The sequence below is a fragment of the Pseudomonas sp. P135 genome, from assembly GCF_020312125.1.
Classification (GTDB): Bacteria; Pseudomonadota; Gammaproteobacteria; order Pseudomonadales; family Pseudomonadaceae; genus Aquipseudomonas; species Aquipseudomonas fragariae.
Window position 1 is genome coordinate 144,489 of sequence record NZ_JAGPYR010000008.1, and the last position, 21,792, is coordinate 166,280.

Consider the following 21,792-nt stretch of genomic DNA (forward strand, 5'->3'; position numbering starts at 1 on the left):
TGACGGTATTGACTGAATGGCGAACCGGCTCAATGCCGGTTCGTTTTACTGCATGAGCGGCAATCGCACTGGTTACGCCGAACAAGCTTACGATTCAAGCTGAAACCGCAGGGCTGGCCAGCATGACCGGGCCCAGCCAACTTCCTTCCTTCGTCGTACACCGCAACCTGTCGAACACACCCGCATAAATAAGGCACTGATGGCTTGTCAAGTCGTGCCTGTGCTCAGTCGATAAAGGCGCTAAGGTTTCCTTAAAAAAAGGATAACTATCATTTAGCCATCTGCTGGGTCGATTCCATGAGTTGCAGGTGGCTGCTGACAGATGCCGTGCGACCGCGCGCGCGATAAACCGGCAGCCATGGCGACGTCACTGGCGCTTGGTCGAAGACAATCTACGCTTGAGGTCGCAGAGACGCGCCAGGGCAGGCGGACGGTGTCCTCTGGTCACCTCCCGGTATTCAGGATTGAAAACGAGTGTCTGATCGATGAAGAAAAGCTCTCTCACGTGGCTCGTTGGCTGGATGGCTGTGGTGCTGTTGGCCGGGCTCAGCGTCAGCTTTATCGCCAGCCATGAACAGCGCAGGTCGATTGATGCACGCATAGGCCAGGCTCTCAAAGAGGCCGGAGAGGGGATCGGCGATAACTTACAGGCACGGCTCAGGGTCTATGAGTACCGCCTTCGAGGTCTGCGCGGTGCCGTTCACATGCTGGACCTCCAGCATATCAACAGCAGCCAGATGGGCCGTTACAGCAAAGGGCGCAATATCGAGAAGGAATACCCGGGCGCGCGCGGATTCGGTTTTATCCGCCGCGTTGCGGCCAGCGATGAGGCCGAATTCGTAAGGCGTGTCAGGGAGGATGGCAGGCCGGACTTCAGTCTCAGTCGATTGAGTGGACCGGGCACCCGGCAGGGAGACCGTTTCATCATTCAATTCATCGACCCGCTGGACCGCAATGTCCAGGCGCTGGGGCTGGACATTGCCTCGGAGGAGCATCGTCGCGATGCAGCCCTTCAGGCCATGCGCAGCGGCGCTGCAACCCTGTCGGCGCCTATTACCCTGCTGCAGGACAACGATGATCACATGCGCGCGTTTCTATTCCTGTTACCGGTTTACAGCACCCCTGAAATCCCCACCGATATCGCCCAGCGTGAAACGTCCCTGATCGGCTGGACCTATGCACCGTTGGCCATGCGGGAGGTGATGAGCAATCTGGACCCCTTGAACCACAGGCTGCACTTGAAGCTTTATGACGTCAATGAAGGTCGGCAACTGATCTACCAGACCCCGGAAAACGATCATGATCAGGAGGTCTTGCAGACCTATGCTTTCGAGCGGGAGATCTATGGGCGCGTGTGGCGCATGGAGGTAGGTGCTCACCCGGCATTTATCGCGGCCCTCGATCCGGTCCCGGCGGGCAGGGTGTTCCTCATCGGCACGCTGGTCAGCCTGATGTTGACGGTGCTGGTCGGCACGCTGCTACTGTCCCGTCAGCGCAAACAGCAGGTGGTTGCCGGTCAGGCCAGGCTGGCAACCATCGTCGAAAACTCCAGCGACGCGATCATCGGTGAAGCCCTGGACGGTCGGATCATCACCTGGAACCGGGCTGCCGAGCAGATGTTTGGCTACGACGAGCACGAAGTGCTGGGCCGCCCATTGGCGCCACTGCTGGTTCCGCCAGAGCTGGTTCACGAAGACGAACAGCTGTTGGAAAGGGTGGCCCGCGGTGAGCGCGGGCCGACGCTGGAAACCCGGCGGCTGCACAAGAACGGCCAGTTGATCGATGTGACCATTACCTGCAGTTTCATCCGCGAGACTGACGGCACCCTACTCGGCGCGGCGAAAATGATGCACGACATCACCGACCGCAAGCGCGTCGAACGCTACCTCATGGAGTTCAACGCACAGCTTGAACAGCAGGTCAGCGAGCGCACTGCAGAGCTGTCCAGAGTGGCGGGTTTGCTGCAGGGTGTGCTGGACGCTTCTTCGGAAGTTTCGATCATCGCTACCGATACACAGGGGCAGATCTTTGTGTTCAATCGGGGCGCTGAATTGCTGCTGGGCTACAGCAATTCGGAAATGCTCAGTGGCAACGGCCCAGGGGTGTTTCATCTTCCTGAAGAAGTGGCCGCACGCTCCGCCGAGCTGAGTCGTGAATACGGCACCCTGATCGAAGGCATTGACGTCTTTTGCTACAAAGCGTCCCGTGAAGGCTCGGAAACCCGGCAATGGACCTACGTGCGCAAGGATGGCACGACGGTGCCTGTGCTGATGATCATCACCCCGATCCGTACCGCCGACGGAGAACTCATCGGTCATCTGGGTATTGCTCAGGACATCACCGAACGGCTGCACCATAGCGCCGAGTTGCACGCGGCCAAGTCCAGCGCCGAGGCCGCCAACGCGGCCAAGAGTCTGTTTCTGGCCAACATGAGCCATGAAATCCGCACGCCCATGAATGCCGTGATCGGCATCTCCCACCTGCTGCACAACACCGCCTTGAACGACCAGCAGCGTCAGCTGCTGACCAAATTGCAGATCGCCGGCCGGACATTGTTGGGGATCATCAACGATATCCTCGACATCGCCAAGATCGAGGCGGGAGAGATGCGCCTGGAACATAACCCCTTCAGTCCCCGGCAATTGCTCGACGAACTGGGCGAGCTGTTCACGCCCCAGGCACAGGAAAAAGGCCTGCGCTTTTCTGTCAACGTCGTGGCATCGCTGCCTGGCCAGTTGATAGGTGACGCATTGCGGGTCAACCAGATCCTCATGAATCTGGTCGGCAATGCGCTCAAGTTCACCAGTGTCGGCGGAGTCGATGTGACGGTGAGTCGTGAAGACGATCACGCCGACACCTGCTGCTTGCGCTTCTCTGTGCAGGACACCGGCTGCGGCATACCGGGCGATGTGCTCGGCCAGTTGTTTTCGCCGTTCACACAGGCGGATGCGTCTACCACACGGCGGTTTGGCGGTACCGGACTGGGGTTGTCGGTCGTGCGCGGGCTTGCCGAGCAGATGGGCGGCCGGATAGGGGTGGAGAGCGAACTCGGCACAGGCAGCGAGTTCTGGGTGGAGTTGCCGTTCCAGGTCAGCCAGAGCGACCTGGAGCCGTCCGGCCCGGGAAGCAGTCTGGAGGTCATGCTGCTCAGCGACGACGCGCAATCGTCCATGGCGTTGCAACGCTTATGCCGCGGCCTGGGCTGGCGTGTGGCGAGTCTGACCGGCGAACATGACCTGCGCACTGCCTTGCAGGAGCGTAATCACGTTAACGCGGCATTGCCGGATGTACTGTTGGTGGACTGGCAGCAGCCGCAGGTTGAGGAGGTGCAGCAGTTGATCGAGGCGACGCCGCTTCCGGTCATTCTGGTGACATCGTCCGAGATCCGGGCAGAACTGCACCCTCTGGTCGACAAGGTATTGCTCAAGCCGCTGGACAGCTCGGCCTTGTTCAACGCGGTCAACGCTTGTATCGCCAGGTATCAGGGCAGCACCGAAAGGGTTATCCAGGCCACGCGGATGGATACCTCCATGACGCTCTGGTTGAGTGGATTGCACCTGCTGCTGGTGGACGACAGCGAGATCAACCTGGAGGTTGCCAGCCTGTTGTTGCAGCAGCAGGGCGCTGTGGTCCAGACCTGCAGCAATGGTCTGCTGGCCCTTGAACGACTGCGGCAGACGCCGGATTTCTTCGATGCTGTGCTGATGGATGTGCAGATGCCGGAAATGGATGGCTATGAGGCGACGCGGCGCTTGCGCAGCGAACTGGGCCTGACACGCTTGCCCGTGCTGGCGTTGACCGCAGGCGCCCTGGCAGAAGAGCGGCGGCAGGCCGAGCTGGCGGGTATGGACGATTTCCTCACCAAGCCTCTGGACCCCGCAGCCCTGATTCGGGCGGTACGGCGTGCCGTCGAGCGTGTCCGAGGTGCTCCGCTGGCGGTCGGCACCTTGCTGCAGGAAGCATCGACAGGCTCTGCATGGCCGGTTATCGAAGGTATCGACACCCAGGAGGTCGCCGCTCGGCTAGGCAATGATGTGCCCTTGTTTCTCTCGTCCCTGCGGCGCTTTTTCAGTGAATTTGCCGCGTTCGGCGAGAGCGAGAGCGTTCTGGCACGGGCGCGACAAAACCCCGATCAAACAATGGCTGATCTGCACAAATTGCGCGGTTCTGCACTGCTGCTTGGCGCCACGCAAGTGGGCCTGCATGCCGGGCAGGCGGAAACCCTGCTGCGCAACGCTGCGGACCCGGAGCAAGCGTTGCGAGCCCTGAGTGCCGCTTTCCGGTCATTGCAGGAGCGCACGCCGGTACTTGAGGAAAGGCCGCTGGCCCCGCGTATCGATGCGGATCCCGATGTTTCCCGACAGGCATTGTCGACCTTGCGTGAACTGCTTGAAAACCATGATATCGCCGCGCTGGACCAGTTTCCGCTGGCTGCTGTGGCGCTTCAGGAGCTGGCCGGACAGGCACTGGTCGAACAGCTCTGGCAGACCATTGAAGGGCTGGAGTTCGAGCAGGCACTGCACCTGCTCGAACGTGCGGAATTATAAAAAGGAGCGTCACCCACCATGCAACCTGTACCTAGCCTGCTGATTGTCGATGATGATATTTCCGCCATTCGCGTATTGAGCAAAATTCTGAACGGTCTGGGGCAGATTCGTTTTGCCACGGGCGGTGCCCAGGCCTTGAAGATGGTCCGGGAAATGCGTCCTGACCTTATCCTTCTCGACGCCGAGATGCCCGGAATGAGCGGTTTTGAAGTCTGTGAGACGCTCAAGGCCGATCAATTGCTGGAAGACGTTCCCGTCATCTTCATCACCAGCCACACCGAAACCCGTATCGAGGAAGCCGGACTGGCGCTGGGGGCGGTGGATTTCATCGGCAAGCCTATTCAGCCTTTGATCGTCACGGCGCGAGTAAAGACCCACCTGCGCCTGAAAATGGCGATGGACCAGCTCAACCTGCTGGCCCAGACCGATGGGCTGACGGGGCTGGCCAATCGGCGTTTCCTCGACGAGAGTATCGCGCGCGAATGGCTGCGCATGCGGCGCAACCAAGGTGCGTTTTCGCTGCTGTTGCTCGACATCGATTTCTTCAAACGTTACAACGATCACTATGGCCATTTGCAAGGCGATGAGTGCCTGATTGCCATCGCCCACGCCTTGAAAAAGTGCGTGCACAGGTCGACCGATCTGGTGGCTCGTTATGGGGGCGAGGAGTTTGCCGTGCTGTTGCCGGATACCGGGGCAGAGGGCGCCTGTCGTCTGGCGGATGAAATCGTGCAGCACATTCAAGGCCTCAACAAGCCCCATGAAACCAGTGACTTCGGCCGGGTGACCGTGTCGGTGGGGGTAGCAAGTCTGGAGGCTGGTGCGCTGCCCGTCCCGAGCCCGGGCGCTGCAATCGGCCTTGCGCCTGACTCGATCGCCATAGCGTTGCTGGCGGAAGCCGACCGGGCCTTGTACCGGGCCAAGCATGAGGGGCGAAACTGCAGCCGGTTTGAGCCGATACAGGTTGCGCCTTGAGTCTGCGGTCCATGTTTTAAAATCACAGCGTCAGCGAAGCGTCAGGGACACTGACACCTTGCTTCAAACCGCATTCTTGTTGAGCTCTGCTTCAAGACGGTCAACGAACAGGCGTACCCGGTGAGGTACGCGCTGGCGGGTTGGCAATACGGCCGTCACCGACAGCTGCTCGGGGATGACATCCTCGAAGTGTATCTGTTGAAGACTGCCTTCACGGATTTCCTGCTGAACGTCCCAATAAGTCAGCATGGCCAGCCCCAGGCCCTGTTTGCACGCCGTGCGCACCGCTTCGACGCTGTTGGCCGAGAATGCCCCCTGAGCGCGGATGGCCACCGGTTCTCCCTCTCTGATGAACGGCCAGTAAGGCATCGCATGCAAGGTGATGCACGGGTGTTGACGGAGTTCGTCCAGCAACGATGGCTGGCCGCGCCGCGCCAGGTAGTCGGGGCTTGCACACACGACCCGAGGGTTGGGCGCCAGCGATCTGGCCACCAGAGCAGAGTCACGTATCGTAGCGATTCGGATGGCGACATCGATGCCCAGCCCGGCAATGTCCACGATGCTGTCCGACAGCGTCAGGTCGATGCTCAGTGCCGGATTGTCCTGCATCAAGGCTGGCAGCAGCGGCATGATGACGGTCTGACCAAACACGCTGGGTGCTGTGACTCGCAGTACGCCACTGGCTGTACCGGCATCGGCTTTCAGCGTCGCGCGGGCGGTTTCGCTGGCGTGCAGCATGGTTTTGGCGTGCGGCAGAAACACTTCGCCCTCCGGCGTCAGTGATGCCGAGCGGGTTGTGCGGTGCACCAGCCTGACGCCCAGGTCGTTTTCCAGCGCAGCCAGACGCCTGGAGATGGCCATCGGCGACAACCCGAGTCGACGCGCCGCTTCCGACAGACTCCTGCTGGAAGCAATGGCGGCGAACACTTCTATATCAGATATTTGCATGGATTCTATCCATTTTCGTTAAAGCGCCTTATCTGCACGGCCGGGTTCCAATGGGCTGCGCCAGCCCTTACCGTTACTGCAGGTTCTGTCAATGACTGCGGGCAATCCGCAGCCGGTCTGCACAGTGAGGATTTGAAGCATGAGCGAGACACACAAACACGTTACAGCCCCGTTCGACAGAGGTCATCTGAAACTGAAGAACAGGTTTGCGGTGGCGCCCATGACACGCGTGAGCGCGGACGAGCAGGGCAGTGCAACGCAGGCCATGACGCGCTATTACGAGCGGTTCGCCAAGGGCGGTTTTGGCCTGATCATCACCGAGGGCAACTACACCGATCGCCGTTTTTCCCAGGGCTACCGCTTCCAGCCCGGGCTCACTGATGACGAGCAGGCGCAGGCATGGCGTGCCACGACCGATGCTGTGCACCGGCATGGCAGTGTCATGATTGCGCAGCTCATGCACGCCGGCGCACTCAGCCAGGCCAATCGCTTCGTCAGCGAGTCGGCGGGCCCTTCGGCCATTCGTCCCAAGGGCGAACAGATGGCGTTCTATTACGGCGCGGGCAGCTACCGGGTTCCGCGAGCGATGAGTGACAAGGATATTGCCGAGGCCATTGACGGGTTCGCCCGCGCGGCGCAACTGGCTATCGGCACTGCAGGCTTTGACGGTGTCGAGATACATGGTGCGAACGGCTACCTGCTGGATCAGTTTCTGACCGACTACAGCAATCAGCGCACCGATCAGTGGGGCGGTGAGGTCGGACAGCGCCTGCGACTGACGCTCGAGGTCATCGCCGCAGTGAAAAAAGTCGCCGGGCAGGCACCGGTGGGCGTGCGTCTTTCACAAGGCAAGGTCAACGACTTTCAGCACAAATGGGCGGGGGGCGAGAGCGATGCCGAAATCATTTTCGATGCGCTGGCCGATGCCGGCGTCGATTACATCCATGTGACCGAACATGAAGCATGGCAGCCGGCTTTTACCCAGGGTGAAGCCAGCCTGGTCGAACTGGCCCGTCGCTACGCGCCGGATGTTGCGCTGATCGCCAATGGCGGCCTGCACGATCCGCAAAAAGCCGACCAGGTGCTTCGCCAGGGTGCGGACATCATCGCAGTGGGCAAGGGTGCGCTGGCCAATCCGGACCTGCCAGAGTTGTTGCGTCAGGGCGCGCCACTGCGCGACTTCGATCCAGCCATTCTCGGGCCGATTGCCAACATCAAGGACAGTGAGCTGGTCTAGTCGTTTGTGACGAACATCAGCGCTGGCTGAGCGTGCGCAATGCCTCGTTGATAGGTGTTGCGCCCTTAGTCAGTTCGATGATCTGGCGGGATATCCCGGGTCGATCGACCAGTGCAGCCAGGAACGCGGCTACGTCATCGCGCGGTACTTCGCCATATGCGATAGCCGGACCTGCGCAGACTTCACCGGTCCCCGGGTTGTCGACCAGGGTGCCTGGCCTGAGAATCACCCAGTCCAGTGCGGAAGAGGCCAGATACACATCGGCTTGTTTTTTCACCCGCATGTAATTCTCGAAGCCAGCGGAGGTGTCCGTGCCGCGTGCTGCTTCAGGAAATGCCGACACCAACAGGAAGCGATTGACCCCGGCAAGCACGGCTGCATCAACAGCGGTTTCCAGGCCCTTGCCATCAATGGCATTGGTCAGCTCAATGCCCGCGCCGCCAGCCCCGGCGGTGAAAACCACGACATCGCTGCCTGTCATCGCAGCGGCCAATCGCGAAGCGTCCAGATCGGTGAGGTTGCCGAGCAATGGTATGGCGCCAGTCGCTTTGATTGCCGCTGACTGTTGTTCTTTACGGTGCAGTGCGATCACTTCATGAGCGCCGCCGCCAAGGTTTTTCAGAAGGCGCTGGCCGACCTTTCCGGCTGCGCCGATGACAAAAACTTTTGACATGAAATCTTCCTCTGGTTGGCCGTGCGCCGACGCTCAGCAATATCGGCGCATTCCAGCCACGTTAACCTTCGAATTGATGGTAGACCTTGGCAATCACTTTCCAGCTGTCGTCGATTTTGATCAGCGTCAGGTAGTCGTTGTAGTCCGCACCAATAGCATCCTTTTCCATATCGACCCGGACCACTGCCGTGGTGGGCGTAATGGCAAGGACGTCCAGGCGCGTTGTGATGTCTGGAGCGGTACCATTGGTTTCGACGAAGGTGTACAGGTTACTGATCGGTCCACCCAGCAGTTGACCATTGGTGAAACCATACATCACCGCATCTTTATGAAAGGCTTCCTCGATAGTGGCAACGCTGCCTGTACGCAAGCCTTCTACGTACTTGCCGGCCGTTGCGATAACTGCGTTGTAATCGGTGGTCGGGACGGCTTTGATGTTCTTGCTCATGGGGTGTTACTCCTGGATTGGGAACTGACCACTGCGCGGCTGATATCTTCAGGCGCAATGGCCATCTCGTTAAGCGCTTTGGCTGTTGCTGCGCCGGTGACGATTACGGTTTTCTTGTCGAGATAATTCATGTGGTGTTTTTCCTTTGTCGCGGTATTTCCGGGATCCTGGGAATTGATGAAGGGGAGGAGGCCGGCAGTGGCTTAGTACTTGCCCATTGGCCAGTCGATATAGCCTTTGGCACCGCCGCCGTAGTACGACTCACGTGGTGCAATGGTCAGCTCGGCACCATGGCGCAGGCGGGCGACGAGGTCGGGGTTGGATATGAACAAGCGGCCGAAAGCCACGGCGTCGATCTTGCCCTGCGCCCGACGCTCGATCGCCATCTTCAGGTCATAGTTGTTATTGCCAATGAACGGACCGTTGAACCCGGCGCTCAGGGCATCCATGTCGACACCCTCCGGCACTTCACGGGAGGTGGCAGTGGCGCCTTCGACAAAGTGCAGATAGGCCAGATTGAATGTGTTCAGTTGCTGGATCAGGTAGCCATGAAGGCCCATGACGTTGCTGTCGGGCGCCGTATTACCGGCGTCGGGGGTCACGGGCGACAAGCGAATACCCACGCGGTCACTGCCCCAGATATCCACGATGGCCTGGGTGACTTCCAGCGTCAGGCGAGCGCGGTTTTCTATCGAACCGCCATACTGGTCGGTGCGCTGATTGGTCGAATCGCGCAGAAACTGGTCCAGCAGGTAACTGTTGGCCGAATGGACTTCAACGCCATCAAAACCGGCCCTTTTGGCGTTCTCTGCGGCGTGTTTGTATTGCTCGATGACGCCGGGGATTCGCCGGTTTCCAGTGCGCGCGGCATGGAGACAGGTACAAAACCGTCGGCGGTGTAGGTATTGCCCTCGGCCTTGATGGCGGAGGGCGCTACCGGTGCCTCGCCGTTGGGTTGCAGGTCGACACTGGAAAATCGCCCCACGTGCCATAGCTGGCTGACAATCTTGCCTCCTGCTGCATGCACAGCGTCGGTCACCAGGCGCCAACCTGCGACCTGTTGCTCACTCCAGATTCCCGGGGTCGCGGCATAGCCTCGACCCTGAGCGGAAATGTTTGTCGCCTCGGCGACGATCAGCCCTGCCGTAGCGCGTTGTGCGTAGTAAGTTGCGTGCAGTTCATTGGGAACACCATCCTCGCCATAGCGGCTGCGTGTTACCGGTGCCATCACAATACGGTTCGCCAGCTCCATGGAGCCCAGGGTGACGGGGGAAAACAGGTCGGTAGTTGTACGGGGATCATGCATCAAATACTCCATATAGTAGACCAGTCGTCTACTTAAAAAGACAAAAAAAATGCCCGCTACCGCAGCAGGCGTTTGGTCATGGTCAGTGCTTTTTCGAAAGATTCGGTGGACTTGTTCACCTTCGCCAGAAGGGAAGCGCCAAGCCAGAGCTGATAGAGGGATTCTGCGAATCCTTCATGATCGCCCTCGGGATGAATGCTGTCGTCGGCGACACCCATGTCGACACAGGCAGTGATGCGTTTGATGATTTTTGCTGTGCCGACCTCGAGCACGCCACGCATGTCTTCAGACAAATCGCAGACTTCCGCCCCCAGCTTGACGACCAGGCACTTGCCTTCGGGAAAGTCGGTGCCCTGGGTTTCTATCCAATAGTTGAAGTAGGCCAGTAACCGCTCGGCGCCGCTTCCGGGGCGTGCCATGAGGGCGTCGACTCGACCCAGGTACTCGGAAAAATACTCTTCCAGCAGCGCCTGACCGAATTCTTCCTTCGATTTGAAGTAGTAATAGAACGAACCTTTGGGTACACCAGCCGTGCTTAACACCTCTGCGAGGCCGACGGCGGTATAGCCTTTGTTCGTCATGAGCGAGCGGGCCACATCAATGATGTGCTGTCGCATGTCCTGAGCTGGTTTCTTCATAATGCCGAGCATCCTAAACGTAAACCGACCAGTCGTCTAGTAAGTTCTTCTGGATATGCTTGCGCAAAAAAACCTCAGCAAATGTATACCGCATAGGCTTTGACTCTATCCCCCCTGGGGGGATACAGTGCCGGTCTGAATTATCCAGACTGGAACTCAAGCCATGAGTGACCACGACCATCCCCACGGCCATACGCACCAGTCCCACGAAGCTGTCATCAAGCGCCTGAAACGGGCCGACGGTCATTTGCGCAGCATCATCACCATGATCGAAGAAGGGCGCGAGTGTGTGGACATCGCCCAGCAGCTGCACGCGGTCGAGAAAGCGGTGTGCCAGGCCAAGCGCACGTTGATTCAGGATCATATCGATCACTGCCTCGAAGACACGCTAGGTTCACTCGCCAAGGGTGAGCGGGCACCGCTGGAAGCCTTCAAGCAAATCACCAAATACCTTTAGGTCTCGCATGCCGAATTTCGTCGAGCTGTTGCAGCAAGGTGGTTCGCATGCCTGGCTGTATTTCCCCAGTGCCATTCTGCTGGGCGCGTTGCACGGGCTGGAGCCCGGGCATTCGAAAACCATGATGGCGGCGTTCATCGTGGCCATTCGTGGCTCCTTGAAACAGGCCGTGATGCTCGGCGTCGCCGCTACCGTCTCGCACACCGCCGTTGTCTGGCTGGTGGCCATCGGCGGGATGTATCTGGGGCAGGGGCTGGATGCTGAAACCACGGAGCCTTATTTTCAGCTCGCGTCGTCTGCCGTGATCATCGCCATCGCGCTGTGGATGCTGTGGCGCACCTGGCGTGGCGAGCAGCTGTATAAGTTCGAAAGTGCCCGGCTCAGTCACGGGCATACAGGCCATGGCCATGAGCACGACATTGACTTCAAAGAGCATGAGCACGGTCACAGCCATGACCACAGCGATCTGGGCGGCTTGAGCCTGAGCGCCGAGGGCTACCAGGATGCCCATGAAAAGGCCCATGCCGACGACATCCGCAAGCGCTTCACCCATCGAGAGGTCAGCAATGGCCAGATCCTGATGTTCGGCTTGACCGGGGGGCTTATCCCTTGCCCAGCAGCCATCACCGTGCTGCTGCTGTGCCTGCAGGTGCAGCAGGTCACGCTGGGCGCGATGATGGTGATCTGTTTCAGCGTGGGACTTGCCATCACGTTGGTCACCGTTGGTGCGGCCGCCGCCATCGGTGCGCGAAGAGTCTCGAATCGTTTCCCCTGGCTCAGTGCCGCCGCTCGACGCGCCCCTTACCTGTCCAGCGTCCTGATTATTTGTGTCGGGATGTATGTAGGAATCAACGGCTGGATCGGCCTGTACTCGTGAGCTGGCCTGATGCTTGGGCGTGGCGGCTGTCACAAAAATAATTTGTGTTTCTTGAAAATATATATTGATTTTTATTGGTATCGCCCGGCTTTAGCATGAGTGGAACTTGAACAAGTCGCCGGGCAGTGATCAAGCCGCCCGGCTTCACACGCCACCAAGAGCTGCAATCGGAGTCCTGATGAGTCTTTCTCCTTTCCACCTTGCAATTCCGGTTTATGACCTGGCCGCGACACGTACCTTTTACGGTGAAGTGTTTGGTCTTTCCGAAGGGCGCTCCAGCGCCCAATGGGTCGACTTCGATTTCTACGGGCATCAGTTGGTGATCCATGAACACCCTAAAACCGCCTCTCAAGAGAGCGTGCACAGCAACCCGGTAGACGGCCACGACGTGCCGGTTCCGCACTTCGGCATCATTCTGGAATGGGCCCAGTGGGAAGCTTTGGCCGAGCGCTTGAAATCCTTCGGTACCGAGTTCGTCATCGAACCCTACATTCGCTTCAAGGGGCAGGTGGGTGAGCAGGCCACCATGTTCCTTTTCGATCCCTGCGGTAATGCGCTTGAGTTCAAGGCGTTCAAGGACATGAGTCAGCTGTTCGCAAAATAGTAAAAGGCCTGGCGCGCACCACGTTGCGCCAGGCCTGCTTGAGCAGGCGCAGCGCTAACGAGTCAGAGCGTGGTCGTTAATCAGTTGCACCAGCGCGCTCACCGGTTCGGTCAGGCTGCGGCGAGCGCGATGTACCAGCCCGATATCGCGATGGAACGTATGCGCTTTCAAGTCGACAGAGCGCACACCGGCGTGCCATGTCTGCAGGGTTGCCGTTTCCGGAACCAACGCTACGCCAACACCATTGGCGACCAGTTTGATGATCGCATCCAGTTCATCGAGCTCGCAGACTTCGCGCAGCGAGACATGGGTCTGGCGCAGGAACCGGTCAACCTGTCGGCCACCGAACGACGATCGATCGTAACGAATGAATGGATGAGCCGAAACCAGCTCGGCCCAGTCATCCCCCGGCATGTCGGCAGGCACGATAAGGCGATAGGGCTCACGGACCAGCGTCGTCCAGCGCAGGTCGCTTTGCAGCGAGAAGGGCGGGCGGATGATCGCTGCCATGTCGATCTCGCCAGCGTCCACCTGATTGACCAGGTCCATGGACAGGCCGGGGATGACACGCGTCCTGCATGCGGGGAATTGCTGATGAAACCGAGCGAGCGCTTCCGGCAGAAAGGAGCGTTGCACAGAGGCAATTGCGCCGATGGTCACCAGTACGCTGGCGGGTAGCCCGACCGTAGTAGTGCCCAGGCTGCTGAACTGGCGCACCAGGTCCTGACCTTGCAGCAACACCTGCTGCCCCATGCGGTTGAGCTGGGCTGAACGTCCTTTTCGGTCGAACAGTTCGACGCCCAGTTCTGCTTCAAGGCGCTGCATCTGCGCACTGACAGCGGCCTGGGTGAGCCCGATCTTGCTGCCGGCCGCAGCAAACGTGCCTTCTCTCGCCACGGCAATAAACGTTTTCAGTTCTTTGATCATCGGCAAAGAATAATTGTATTTTTACTGAAAGCACATTTGTTTATTTTGTTGTTGCTGCCTATCCCATGTCCTCGGCCACACCTTGATCCTCACCGAGAAACCCGCCGCTCTGGTGCTGCCACAGCCGCGCATAGGTGCCGTTTTTGCCCAGCAGTTCGGCGTGGGTGCCTTGTTCGATGATGCGGCCGTCATCCATGACAATCAGCCGGTCCATGGCGGCAATCGTGGACAGGCGGTGAGCGATGGCAATCACCGTTTTGCCCTGCATCATATCATCGAGGCTTTCCTGGATCGCCACCTCGACTTCCGAGTCCAGCGCGCTGGTGGCTTCGTCGAGCAGCAGGATCGGGGCGTTCTTGAGCATCACCCGGGCGATGGCAACGCGTTGGCGCTGGCCGCCCGACAGCTTGATACCGCGCTCACCGACCAGCGTGTCGTAGCCACTATGGCCTTGCTTGTCACTCAGTTGGCTGATGAACCCATCGGCTTGTGCACTGGCTGCGGCGCTGCGGATTTGCTCATCAGTCGCGTCGGGGCGTCCGTAGGCGATGTTGTCGCGAATGGAGCGGTGCAGCAACGAGGTGTCCTGCGTGACCATGCCGATGGCACTGCGCAAGCTGTCTTGAGTGACGTGCGCAATGTCCTGCCCATCAATGCTGATTGACCCCTTGTCCACATCATAAAAGCGCAGCAGCAGGTTGATGAGGGTGGATTTGCCAGCGCCGGAGCGACCCACCAGGCCGATTTTTTCACCTGGACGAATGCTCAGGCTCAGGGCATCGAGCACCTGGCGTTCGCCGTTGTAATTGAAGCTCACGTTATCGAAGGTGACCGCGCCACCGCGGGTGACCAGAGCCTTCGCATCCGGCGCATCCTCAACCTTGGGACCGCGGGTCAAGGTTTCCATGCCGTCCTGGACGGTGCCGATGTTCTCGAACAACGAGGTCATCTGCCACATGATCCAGTGCGACATGCCATTGATGCGCAACGCCATAGCGGTGATCGCCGCGACCGCACCGGTGCCGATCTGGCCCTGGTGCCACAGCCACAGGGCGTAACCGCCTGCACCCATGATCAGCGCGACCACCAGTGCCTGATTGACGATCTCGAACTGGCTGACCAGACGCATCTGGGCCAGGCCCGTGAGCTTGAAGTCCTCCATCGCTGCGCGCGCGAAATGCGCTTCACGCTTGGAGTGGGAGAACAGCTTTACCGTGGTGATGTTGGTGTACGCGTCCGAGACACGTCCGGTCATCGACGAGCGTGCGTTGGCCTGCTCCTGGCCGACCTTGCCCAAGCGTGGCACGAAGTACAGCATGGCCAGGCCGAACAGCATCAGCCAGCCAAGGAAAGGCAGCATCAGTTTCAGGTCGAAGCCGCCGGCCAGGGCGATGATCGCGATGAAGTAGACGCCGATACCGAGGACGATTTCGACGATGGTGAACAGCACCTCGCGCACTGACAGCGCTGTCTGCATCACCTTGGTGGTGACGCGGCCGGAGAACTCATCGGAGAAGAAAGACAGGCTTTGCCGCAACATCAATCGATGGAAGTCCCAACGCAGCCGCAGGGGCAGGTTGATCGCCAATACCTGGTGCTGCACCATTGTGCGCAACGCCACCAGCACGATGCTGCTCAGCAATACCAGGCCAATGCCCCACAGCACGCTACTTTCCTGCGCGGCCGTGTCGCCGCCAGCCTTCCAGGTGGACAGCAGATCCACGACCTGCCCGAGGAAGGAAAACAGCCAGGCTTCGTAAATCGACACACCGGCGCACAGCAGCGCAAACGCAAGGATGTAACCGCGTGCCCCTCGCGTGCAGGCCCACAGAAACCGTGCCAGACCGTCAGGTGGCGGCGGCACCTCGTCAGGCGGGAACGGGTCAAGCCATTTTTCAAACGCGCGAAGCATGGTGTTCTCCAAAAAAATCAGTGCAAAGAGTCTGGCGTCGTCGACGCCTCCCGAACCTCTTCCAGATTGAGCTTCAGGGTCAATGTTTGTCGGCGCCATTGCCCAGGCTGTCCCACAGCCTCATCACCTCGGTCACTGCAGCGTCCAGTGTGGCATGTGGGACACCGTCGCGCGCCAGTGTAGACAAGCCCAGAAGAAAACTGTCAAACACGGCCGCGAGCGTTTCCGGTATTACCGTTGCAGGCAACTCGCCTGCCGCAACGGCGCGCTGAATACAGGCCACGATACCGCTGCGGTTCAGATCCCTGGCGCGCGCAAGAGGTTCGGAAATGGCCTTGCTCTCGTCCGAGCAGGCGCTCATCAGCCCTAACGCCACCAGGCACCCTGTCGGATGCCCTGGCTCGCACTGCATTTTCGCTGAGCGACGGAGGGTGAGTTCAATCGCGTCTCGGGGCGGCAGGTTCGTATCGAACAGGCTGTCGGTGACCCGGCCGTAGGTGTCGAGGTAACGCTCCATCACTTCATTGAACAGGGCCTGTTTAGAGCCAAACGCTGCGTAGAAGCTCGGTGCCGTGATGCCGCCACCGATGGTTGCCTTGAGCTGGCTGAGGGAAGTTGCGTCGTAGCCGTGCTCCCAAAACAGATGCAGCGCCTGAGTGATCGCTACATCACGGTCAAATGTACGCGGACGCCCCAGCTGTGCCATATCGAGTCTCCTTCGGAATTAATTAAATACTAATCGATACATAAGTCATTGACCACCTGACTTCATCTGCCTATATTTGTACCGATCAGTATATTAGTGAGGGTTTTTCAATGACTACAGATGAGAAGCAGGGCGAAACACTCCCTCTGGGGGCGTTGCTGGCGCTGGCAATGACGGGGTTCATCTGCATCGTCACCGAGACCTTGCCTGCGGGTTTGTTGCCGCAGATCGCCGATGGGCTGGACGTGTCCGCATCGTTTGCCGGGCAGATGGTGACTGTTTATGCGCTGGGTTCATTGCTGGCCGCCATTCCACTGACGATCGCGACGCAAAGCTGGCGGCGCAGAACGGTCTTGCTGGTGACGATTATCGGCTTTCTGGTTTTCAACAGCGTCACCGCGTTGTCGTCCAGTTACGGACTGACCCTGATCGCAAGGTTTTTCGCCGGCGTCTCGGCGGGTCTGGCCTGGAGCCTCATTGCCGGTTACGCACGGCGCATGGTGGTCCCGCAACTGCAAGGCCGCGCACTGGCCGTGGCGATGGTCGGCACGCCCATTGCCTTGTCACTGGGCGTGCCTCTGGGCACCTGGCTCGGCGGGTTCATGGGCTGGCGCATGGCGTTTGGCTTGATGTCCGGGATGACCGTGCTGTTGATCATCTGGGTGCTGGTCAAGGTGCCGGACTATCCGGGCAAGTCTTCCTCACAGCGCATGGCGTTGCGTCAGGTCTTTTTCACGCCCGGCGTACGCTCGGTGCTGGGCGTGGTCTTCACCTGGATGCTGGCGCATAACCTGCTTTACACCTACGTTGCTCCCTTCGTTTCCGCGGCGGGGCTGGCGAATGATGTGGACCTGGTATTGCTGGCATTCGGTGTCGCCGCGCTGGCAGGCATCTGGGTAACGGGACGGCTGGTTGATCGCCATCTGCGCAAGACAGTACTTGCCAGTCTGGCAACCTTCGCAGCCGTGTCAGTGTTCTTCGGCGTGTTTTCCGGCTCTGCACCGGCCATTTACATCGGCGCTTTTATCTGGGGGCTGACCTTCGGTGGCGCCGCCACGTTGCTGCAAACTGCGCTCGCCGATGCGGCAGGCGAGGGCGCAGACGTGGCGCTTTCGATGAACGTCGTGGTCTGGAACAGCGCCATCGCAGGCGGCGGGTTACTGGGTGGCGTGTTGCTTGGCCAATGGGGAGCAGGTTCCTTTCCCTGGGTCTTGTTGATGCTGTTATTGCTGAGCCTGTTGATCGCACTGCGCGCAGGTGCTCATGGTTTTGCACGGGGCAGCCGGCTGGACCGGGAACATGTTTTGGCTGGGTGATCTGATCAAGACCCGGAATATGGACGTCAAGCTGCTTGCTGATGCAGGGGGTTAATTCTATAATTTTGTGAATTAAATGGCTGAATCGAGCTTTATACACATTATGTTGGATTTAAGCTTCAGCAAGCCTAGTGAGATCGTCAAGCGCCTTTGCGAGCGCCTGCGCACAGAGCGACTGGCGCTGAATATGACACAAGCCGACCTCGCCGGGCGTGCCGGCATCGGCACAAACACGGTCTCCAACCTCGAAGCCGGACGCAATGTCGGATTCGAGAACGTCGTTCGGGTGGCTATGGCTCTTGGCCGGACGAAGGAACTCGAAGGCCTGTTTCTGCCAAAGCTGGACAGCATCGAAGACATTCGGCGCTACGAAAACAGCGCCAATCGTCTCCGTACAAAGAGGAAGTCCGGCGATGCTTGAGCAGGTTAACGTCTTCTACGAGGGCTGGGGTGAGCGATGGCAGTGGGGCACGCTGGTCTCGACGACCGCTTTGACCGGTCGCCCGCTGATCGTGTTCGAATACAGCAATGAAGCCAGACAAAGGGGCCTGGAATTGTCCTCCTATACGCTGCCCCTGGAGGGGGACAGGTTGCGTCGAGACTTCCCGGACCATCAGCTGTACTTGCCAGGGCCTGTTTACGACTCGTTGCCGGATGGATGGGGCATGTTGTTGATGGACCGTCTTTTCAGGCGCCGCGGGCTCACCACCGCGCGCATCGGCCCTCTGGAGCGGCTGGCCTATATCGGTAGCAGTGCAATGGGCGCCATGTCGTTTGAGCCCGTGGCGCCCGAAGGGCAGGAATCTGACGTCCACATCCCGCTGGAACAGCTCGCCGCCGACGTGAAGCAAGTACTGCATGGAAACGGTGGCGAGTTCCTGCAGGCATTGCTGCTGGTGGGTGGCTCGCCTCAAGGTGCAAGGCCCAAGGCTCTCGTCTATCGCGATCCTGAAACTGGCGGGTTTACCACTGCGGCTACGCCGGGCTTTGAAGCATGGTTGATCAAGTTTCCGGCCAAAGAAGAGCATGCAGAAGTGTGCGCCATCGAAATGGTCTACGCCGAGTGCCTGCGCATGTGCGGTATCGAGACCCCTGACACCCAGTACTTCAATCTGCCTGATGGCCTGGCAGCGTTTGCCAGTAAGCGATTTGACCGCCGCGAGGGTCTACGTATACCCATGCAAAGCCTGGCCGCCTTTACGGGGGCAAATTACCAGTCTCCGGGTGTGTTGGACTACGTCAACTTTTTGCGGGCAACACAGATGTGTACCAACGATGTACGAGAGATGGCACGCGCGTTCGAACGTGCCGTTTTTAACGTGGCGTTCAACAACCGAGACGATCATCCCAAGAACTTCGCCTACATCATGTCGCAGGACGGGCAGTGGAAACTGTCGCCGGCTTACGACGTAACCTTCTGCGAGGGGCCAAGCGGATACCATCAGATGGACGTGATGGGAGAGGCGCTGGAGATTTCCCGTGCGCAAATGCTTCGGCTTGCCGAGGAAGCCGAGATGTCCCCGGACGCTGCAACCGGAGTGATTGACGGCATGTGTGATGTAGCGAGCCGGTTTACAGCCATCGCCGAGAACCTGTGCCCGCAGGTTATTACTCGAGACACCCTGCGCATGATCCAAAGCCGCATTGATCAGAACGTAGCCCGGTTACACCACAGTCAGGCCGACGGCGGTCACGGGCGATTCTCATAAACGATGCTGCCGTATGCTTCGAGCGCTCAGGGCCGTGCGCAAGACTTTGAGCATCCGCAAAGTTGCCCTGTCATTACCTTCATCACGGTGTAGCGCGGCTCAAGCCAGCCTAAAAATCGGCCCCCACCAGCGCATCTACCTCCTCACGGCCAGGCGCCGTTGCCGGCCCCCGGCGGGTGACCGCGATTGCTGCTGCCGCATTGGCGCGCAGCGCTGCGCGGTCGACGCTGCTGCCCCTGGCCAACTCGGCCAGCAGCACACCGGCATGAGCGTCGCCGGCTCCATTGGAGTCGATTGCCGTGACGGCAAAGCCGGGTATGAGCCGCGTCTGTCCAGCATGGTGGATCCAGCAGCCTGCGGGGCCATCACGAATCACTATGAGCGCATCTTCGCGCAGAGTGGAAGCCAGGCTGTGGAGCGCGTCGGCGGGCGTCTGGGTTTGCGTGAAGCGCAGGGCTTCTTCGCGGTTGCTGGACCATAAGCTGATCAGGGGAAGTACGGCGCGCATCTCGACGCCATAAAGCGCATCAACCAATGGGCCTGGGTCGAATACCACGGCAGTGCCGCTGGGCAATCCGCCCAGCCAGGCGAGCAGGGCTGTAACCTTGTTTTTGTGGGCCAGGCTGTAGCCGCTGACAAATACATAATCTTCGGCGCTGACCTGCACGCCATGCAGATCCTCGGCAGACAAGCCACCTTCAGCGCCCACATAGGAGATGAACGAGCGCTCGGCCGAGGCTTCTACCAGGGCAACGGCCAGGCCGGTGTCCTCACCGGAAACGGGCATCGTAGAAATTTCCACACCTTCGTCGCGCATGGCCTGGCGAGCAATGTCGCCGAAGCGGCCCTGGCCATGGCGACCCAGGTAAACGGTGCGCAAGCCATTGCGGCACGCAGCGGCCATGACATTGAAACCGCCTCCGGCCTCGAACGTAGCGCTGGTAGCCAACACGTCTCCGCCCGACGGCGGCAGGCGGTCGATGGCCATCACCAAGTCAACCACGACCTGGCCGGTGTAGAACAATTTAGCGGGCATGGGCAGCCTCTTCGGTAACGACACGGCGATCACGCGCCCCGCCGAGCAGCGCATACAGGCCACCGGCGACAATGAAGGTCACGATCCAGCCCAGGCCGTTATGACCCAGCCAGGAATCGGCGAGGAAGCCTTTGAACAGCACATGCTCCGGGGTGGTGGCCACGGTGGTGAAGCTGAAGCCAAGCACGATTGCTAATGCCCACGAGCCCAGCGCGCGCCATTCGACGCCGCCGCGATACCAGTAAGCGCTGCGTGGGGTCTGGTCCAGCAGGTCTTTTGGGGAGTAGATGTGGCGGTGCAGCAGGTCGACGACAAAGATGCCGACCCACGCGGTAATGGGCACTGCCAACATCGAGATGAACGTAATGAAGGGGCCGTAGAAGCTGTCGGCGATCAACATGAAATAGATCGAACCGGCAAAGATCGCGATGATATCGACGATGACTGCGTGTACTCGCTTGACCTTCAGGCCGAGGGTCAGGGTGGTCAGGCCGGCCGAGTAGACCGACAGGTTGTTGGACAACAGCAGGCCGCCGAACGCAGTGATCAGGTAGGGCACGGCCATCCAGGTGGGCAACATTTCGCGAATGGCGATGATCGGGTCGGTGGCTGACGCCAGATGATCGTTGCCCACCGACAACAGGCCGCCAAGAGTGATCAGCAAGACCAAGGGGATCCCTGCGCCAAACGCCGCCGATGCCACCAGGCGAGTGGCCTTGACGCTGGCGTGCTGATAGCGGGACATGTCGGCGCCCGCATTGGCCCAACCGATACCGGTGCCTGCGGCCATGGTGCCAACGCCAATAATCATGGCACTCAGTGGCGCTGCTGGCGCGTCGAAGACCAGGCTCCAATCGATGTGGGTGAGTAGAAAGCCACCGACCACCAGGTTCAGCGCGCCAAACAGGTAAGTCGCCCATTTCTGGATGACCAGCAAGGTGGCATGGCCCAGGCCCGAGACGGTCAGGGTCAGCAGCACGAACAAGGCAATGAACACCAGGGTCAGGCCAGGCGAGTTTTTCGCCTCCACGGGGGTGCCGAAAAGGATCGCGAACAGTGACAGCAGGACGAACGCGGCGGTGGTGGTGTTGACCGTTTCCCAGCCCAGACGCGACATCAGCGAAACCAGCGTAGGCCCGATATTGCCTCGTACCCCGAAGATGGCCCGGGACAGCGTCAGGCTCGGTGCCCGCCCGCGGCGCCCGGCAATGGAGATCACGCCCACCACGGCGAAAGAGCCGGCGGCACCGAGGATGGCGACGATAATTGCCTGCCAGATGGCCAGCCCCTGGAACGCCACCAGGGTGGCACCGAGCGGCAAGCCGAGGATGCTGATATTGGCGGCGAACCAGACCCAGAACAACTGCAGCGGGTGGCCGTTGCATTCGTTTTCAGGAACCGGCTCGATACCGCGGGTTTCCAGCTGACCCGCACCTTGAGAGGGGGACGATGTAGTCATTTGCGTTGCTCCTATTG

At 59.7% G+C, this 21,792-nt stretch carries 19 protein-coding genes and 1 pseudogene; 9 read left to right on the forward strand and 11 right to left on the reverse strand.

The features are described from left to right. The first annotated feature begins 485 nt into the window (after nt 1–485). Complete coding sequence (locus KBY08_RS14725) at nt 486–4,547, forward strand: CHASE domain-containing protein (protein ID WP_111522297.1); 4,062 nt, start codon at nt 486–488, stop codon at nt 4,545–4,547. Between the two features lie 18 nt (nt 4,548–4,565). Next, nucleotides 4,566–5,522 carry a diguanylate cyclase gene (locus KBY08_RS14730; RefSeq protein WP_011268102.1) on the forward strand — a complete coding sequence of 319 codons (957 nt, stop codon included), beginning with the start codon at nt 4,566–4,568 and terminating at the stop codon, nt 5,520–5,522. A 63-nt stretch (nt 5,523–5,585) separates the two neighbouring features. Here the strand turns inward: KBY08_RS14730 and KBY08_RS14735 are convergent, their stop codons facing one another. Beyond that, complete coding sequence (locus KBY08_RS14735) at nt 5,586–6,470, reverse strand: LysR family transcriptional regulator (RefSeq protein ID WP_011268101.1); 885 nt, start codon at nt 6,468–6,470, stop codon at nt 5,586–5,588. A gap of 139 nt (nt 6,471–6,609) precedes the next feature. Here KBY08_RS14735 and KBY08_RS14740 point away from each other — a divergent pair, with 139 nt between their 5' ends. Further along, entirely contained in the window at nt 6,610–7,707 is a 1,098-nt protein-coding gene (locus KBY08_RS14740) for an NADH:flavin oxidoreductase (RefSeq protein ID WP_111522296.1), read from the forward strand. A 16-nt stretch (nt 7,708–7,723) separates the two neighbouring features. On the opposite strand, the gene KBY08_RS14745 is transcribed toward KBY08_RS14740, so the two are convergent. The 5 genes and pseudogenes from KBY08_RS14745 to KBY08_RS14760 all read right to left on the reverse strand — a co-directional run bounded on the left by KBY08_RS14745 (nt 7,724) and on the right by KBY08_RS14760 (nt 10,772). Continuing rightward, a complete protein-coding gene (locus tag KBY08_RS14745; RefSeq protein ID WP_060401070.1) occupies nt 7,724–8,380 on the reverse strand; it encodes an NAD(P)H-binding protein in 657 nt (218 codons plus the stop codon). Between the two features lie 61 nt (nt 8,381–8,441). Further along, nucleotides 8,442–8,828, reverse strand: a complete 387-nt coding sequence (locus tag KBY08_RS14750) for a nuclear transport factor 2 family protein (RefSeq protein WP_003400789.1) — start codon at nt 8,826–8,828, stop codon at nt 8,442–8,444. Further along, nucleotides 8,825–8,959, reverse strand: coding sequence for a hypothetical protein (locus KBY08_RS26410; RefSeq protein WP_003400790.1), 135 nt, complete (start codon nt 8,957–8,959; stop codon nt 8,825–8,827). Before KBY08_RS26410 ends, KBY08_RS14750 begins: the two co-directional genes overlap by 4 nt. Before the next feature lie 72 nt (nt 8,960–9,031). Then, nucleotides 9,032–10,134: pseudogene (locus KBY08_RS14755) on the reverse strand (alkene reductase). Between the two features lie 56 nt (nt 10,135–10,190). Beyond that, complete coding sequence (locus KBY08_RS14760; RefSeq protein ID WP_011268097.1) at nt 10,191–10,772, reverse strand: TetR/AcrR family transcriptional regulator; 582 nt, start codon at nt 10,770–10,772, stop codon at nt 10,191–10,193. A 163-nt stretch (nt 10,773–10,935) separates the two neighbouring features. Between KBY08_RS14760 and KBY08_RS14765 the strand changes: the two genes are divergently transcribed. From KBY08_RS14765 to KBY08_RS14775, 3 genes are all read left to right on the forward strand, one after another. Next, the gene (locus tag KBY08_RS14765) at nt 10,936–11,229 is read left to right on the forward strand and encodes a metal-sensing transcriptional repressor (RefSeq protein WP_011268096.1); all 294 of its coding nucleotides are present in this window, start codon (nt 10,936–10,938) and stop codon (nt 11,227–11,229) included. A gap of 7 nt (nt 11,230–11,236) precedes the next feature. Further along, nucleotides 11,237–12,106: a nickel/cobalt efflux protein RcnA gene (locus KBY08_RS14770; protein WP_096134904.1), complete on the forward strand. Its 870-nt coding sequence runs from the start codon at nt 11,237–11,239 to the stop codon at nt 12,104–12,106. Between the two features lie 178 nt (nt 12,107–12,284). After that, complete coding sequence (locus KBY08_RS14775; RefSeq protein WP_024660034.1) at nt 12,285–12,710, forward strand: VOC family protein; 426 nt, start codon at nt 12,285–12,287, stop codon at nt 12,708–12,710. Nucleotides 12,711–12,764: 54 nt separating this feature from the next. Here KBY08_RS14775 and KBY08_RS14780 read toward each other — a convergent pair whose 3' ends face one another. From KBY08_RS14780 to KBY08_RS14790, 3 genes are all read right to left on the reverse strand, one after another. Beyond that, the gene (locus KBY08_RS14780) at nt 12,765–13,637 is read right to left on the reverse strand and encodes a LysR family transcriptional regulator (protein ID WP_032657361.1); all 873 of its coding nucleotides are present in this window, start codon (nt 13,635–13,637) and stop codon (nt 12,765–12,767) included. 58 nt (nt 13,638–13,695) lie between these two features. Further along, nucleotides 13,696–15,549, reverse strand: a complete 1,854-nt coding sequence (locus KBY08_RS14785; RefSeq protein ID WP_053275460.1) for an ABC transporter ATP-binding protein — start codon at nt 15,547–15,549, stop codon at nt 13,696–13,698. A gap of 79 nt (nt 15,550–15,628) precedes the next feature. Next, on the reverse strand, nt 15,629–16,255 hold the full coding sequence (locus KBY08_RS14790; protein WP_111522294.1) for a TetR/AcrR family transcriptional regulator: 627 nt from the start codon (nt 16,253–16,255) through the stop codon (nt 15,629–15,631). 110 nt (nt 16,256–16,365) lie between these two features. Here KBY08_RS14790 and KBY08_RS14795 point away from each other — a divergent pair, with 110 nt between their 5' ends. The 3 genes from KBY08_RS14795 (at nt 16,366) to KBY08_RS14805 (ending at nt 19,280) form a co-directional block, all read left to right on the forward strand. Then, a complete protein-coding gene (locus tag KBY08_RS14795) occupies nt 16,366–17,571 on the forward strand; it encodes an MFS transporter (protein WP_111522293.1) in 1,206 nt (401 codons plus the stop codon). Nucleotides 17,572–17,674: 103 nt separating this feature from the next. Further along, on the forward strand, nt 17,675–17,992 hold the full coding sequence (locus KBY08_RS14800; RefSeq protein WP_003400813.1) for a helix-turn-helix domain-containing protein: 318 nt from the start codon (nt 17,675–17,677) through the stop codon (nt 17,990–17,992). Continuing rightward, entirely contained in the window at nt 17,985–19,280 is a 1,296-nt protein-coding gene (locus KBY08_RS14805) for a type II toxin-antitoxin system HipA family toxin (protein WP_103359540.1), read from the forward strand. Before KBY08_RS14800 ends, KBY08_RS14805 begins: the two co-directional genes overlap by 8 nt. Nucleotides 19,281–19,389: 109 nt before the next feature. Here KBY08_RS14805 and KBY08_RS14810 read toward each other — a convergent pair whose 3' ends face one another. Then, nucleotides 19,390–20,316: a PfkB family carbohydrate kinase gene (locus KBY08_RS14810; protein ID WP_111522292.1), complete on the reverse strand. Its 927-nt coding sequence runs from the start codon at nt 20,314–20,316 to the stop codon at nt 19,390–19,392. After that, complete coding sequence (locus KBY08_RS14815) at nt 20,306–21,775, reverse strand: purine-cytosine permease family protein (RefSeq protein WP_096126506.1); 1,470 nt, start codon at nt 21,773–21,775, stop codon at nt 20,306–20,308. Before KBY08_RS14815 ends, KBY08_RS14810 begins: the two co-directional genes overlap by 11 nt. Nucleotides 21,776–21,792: the final 17 nt, after the last annotated feature.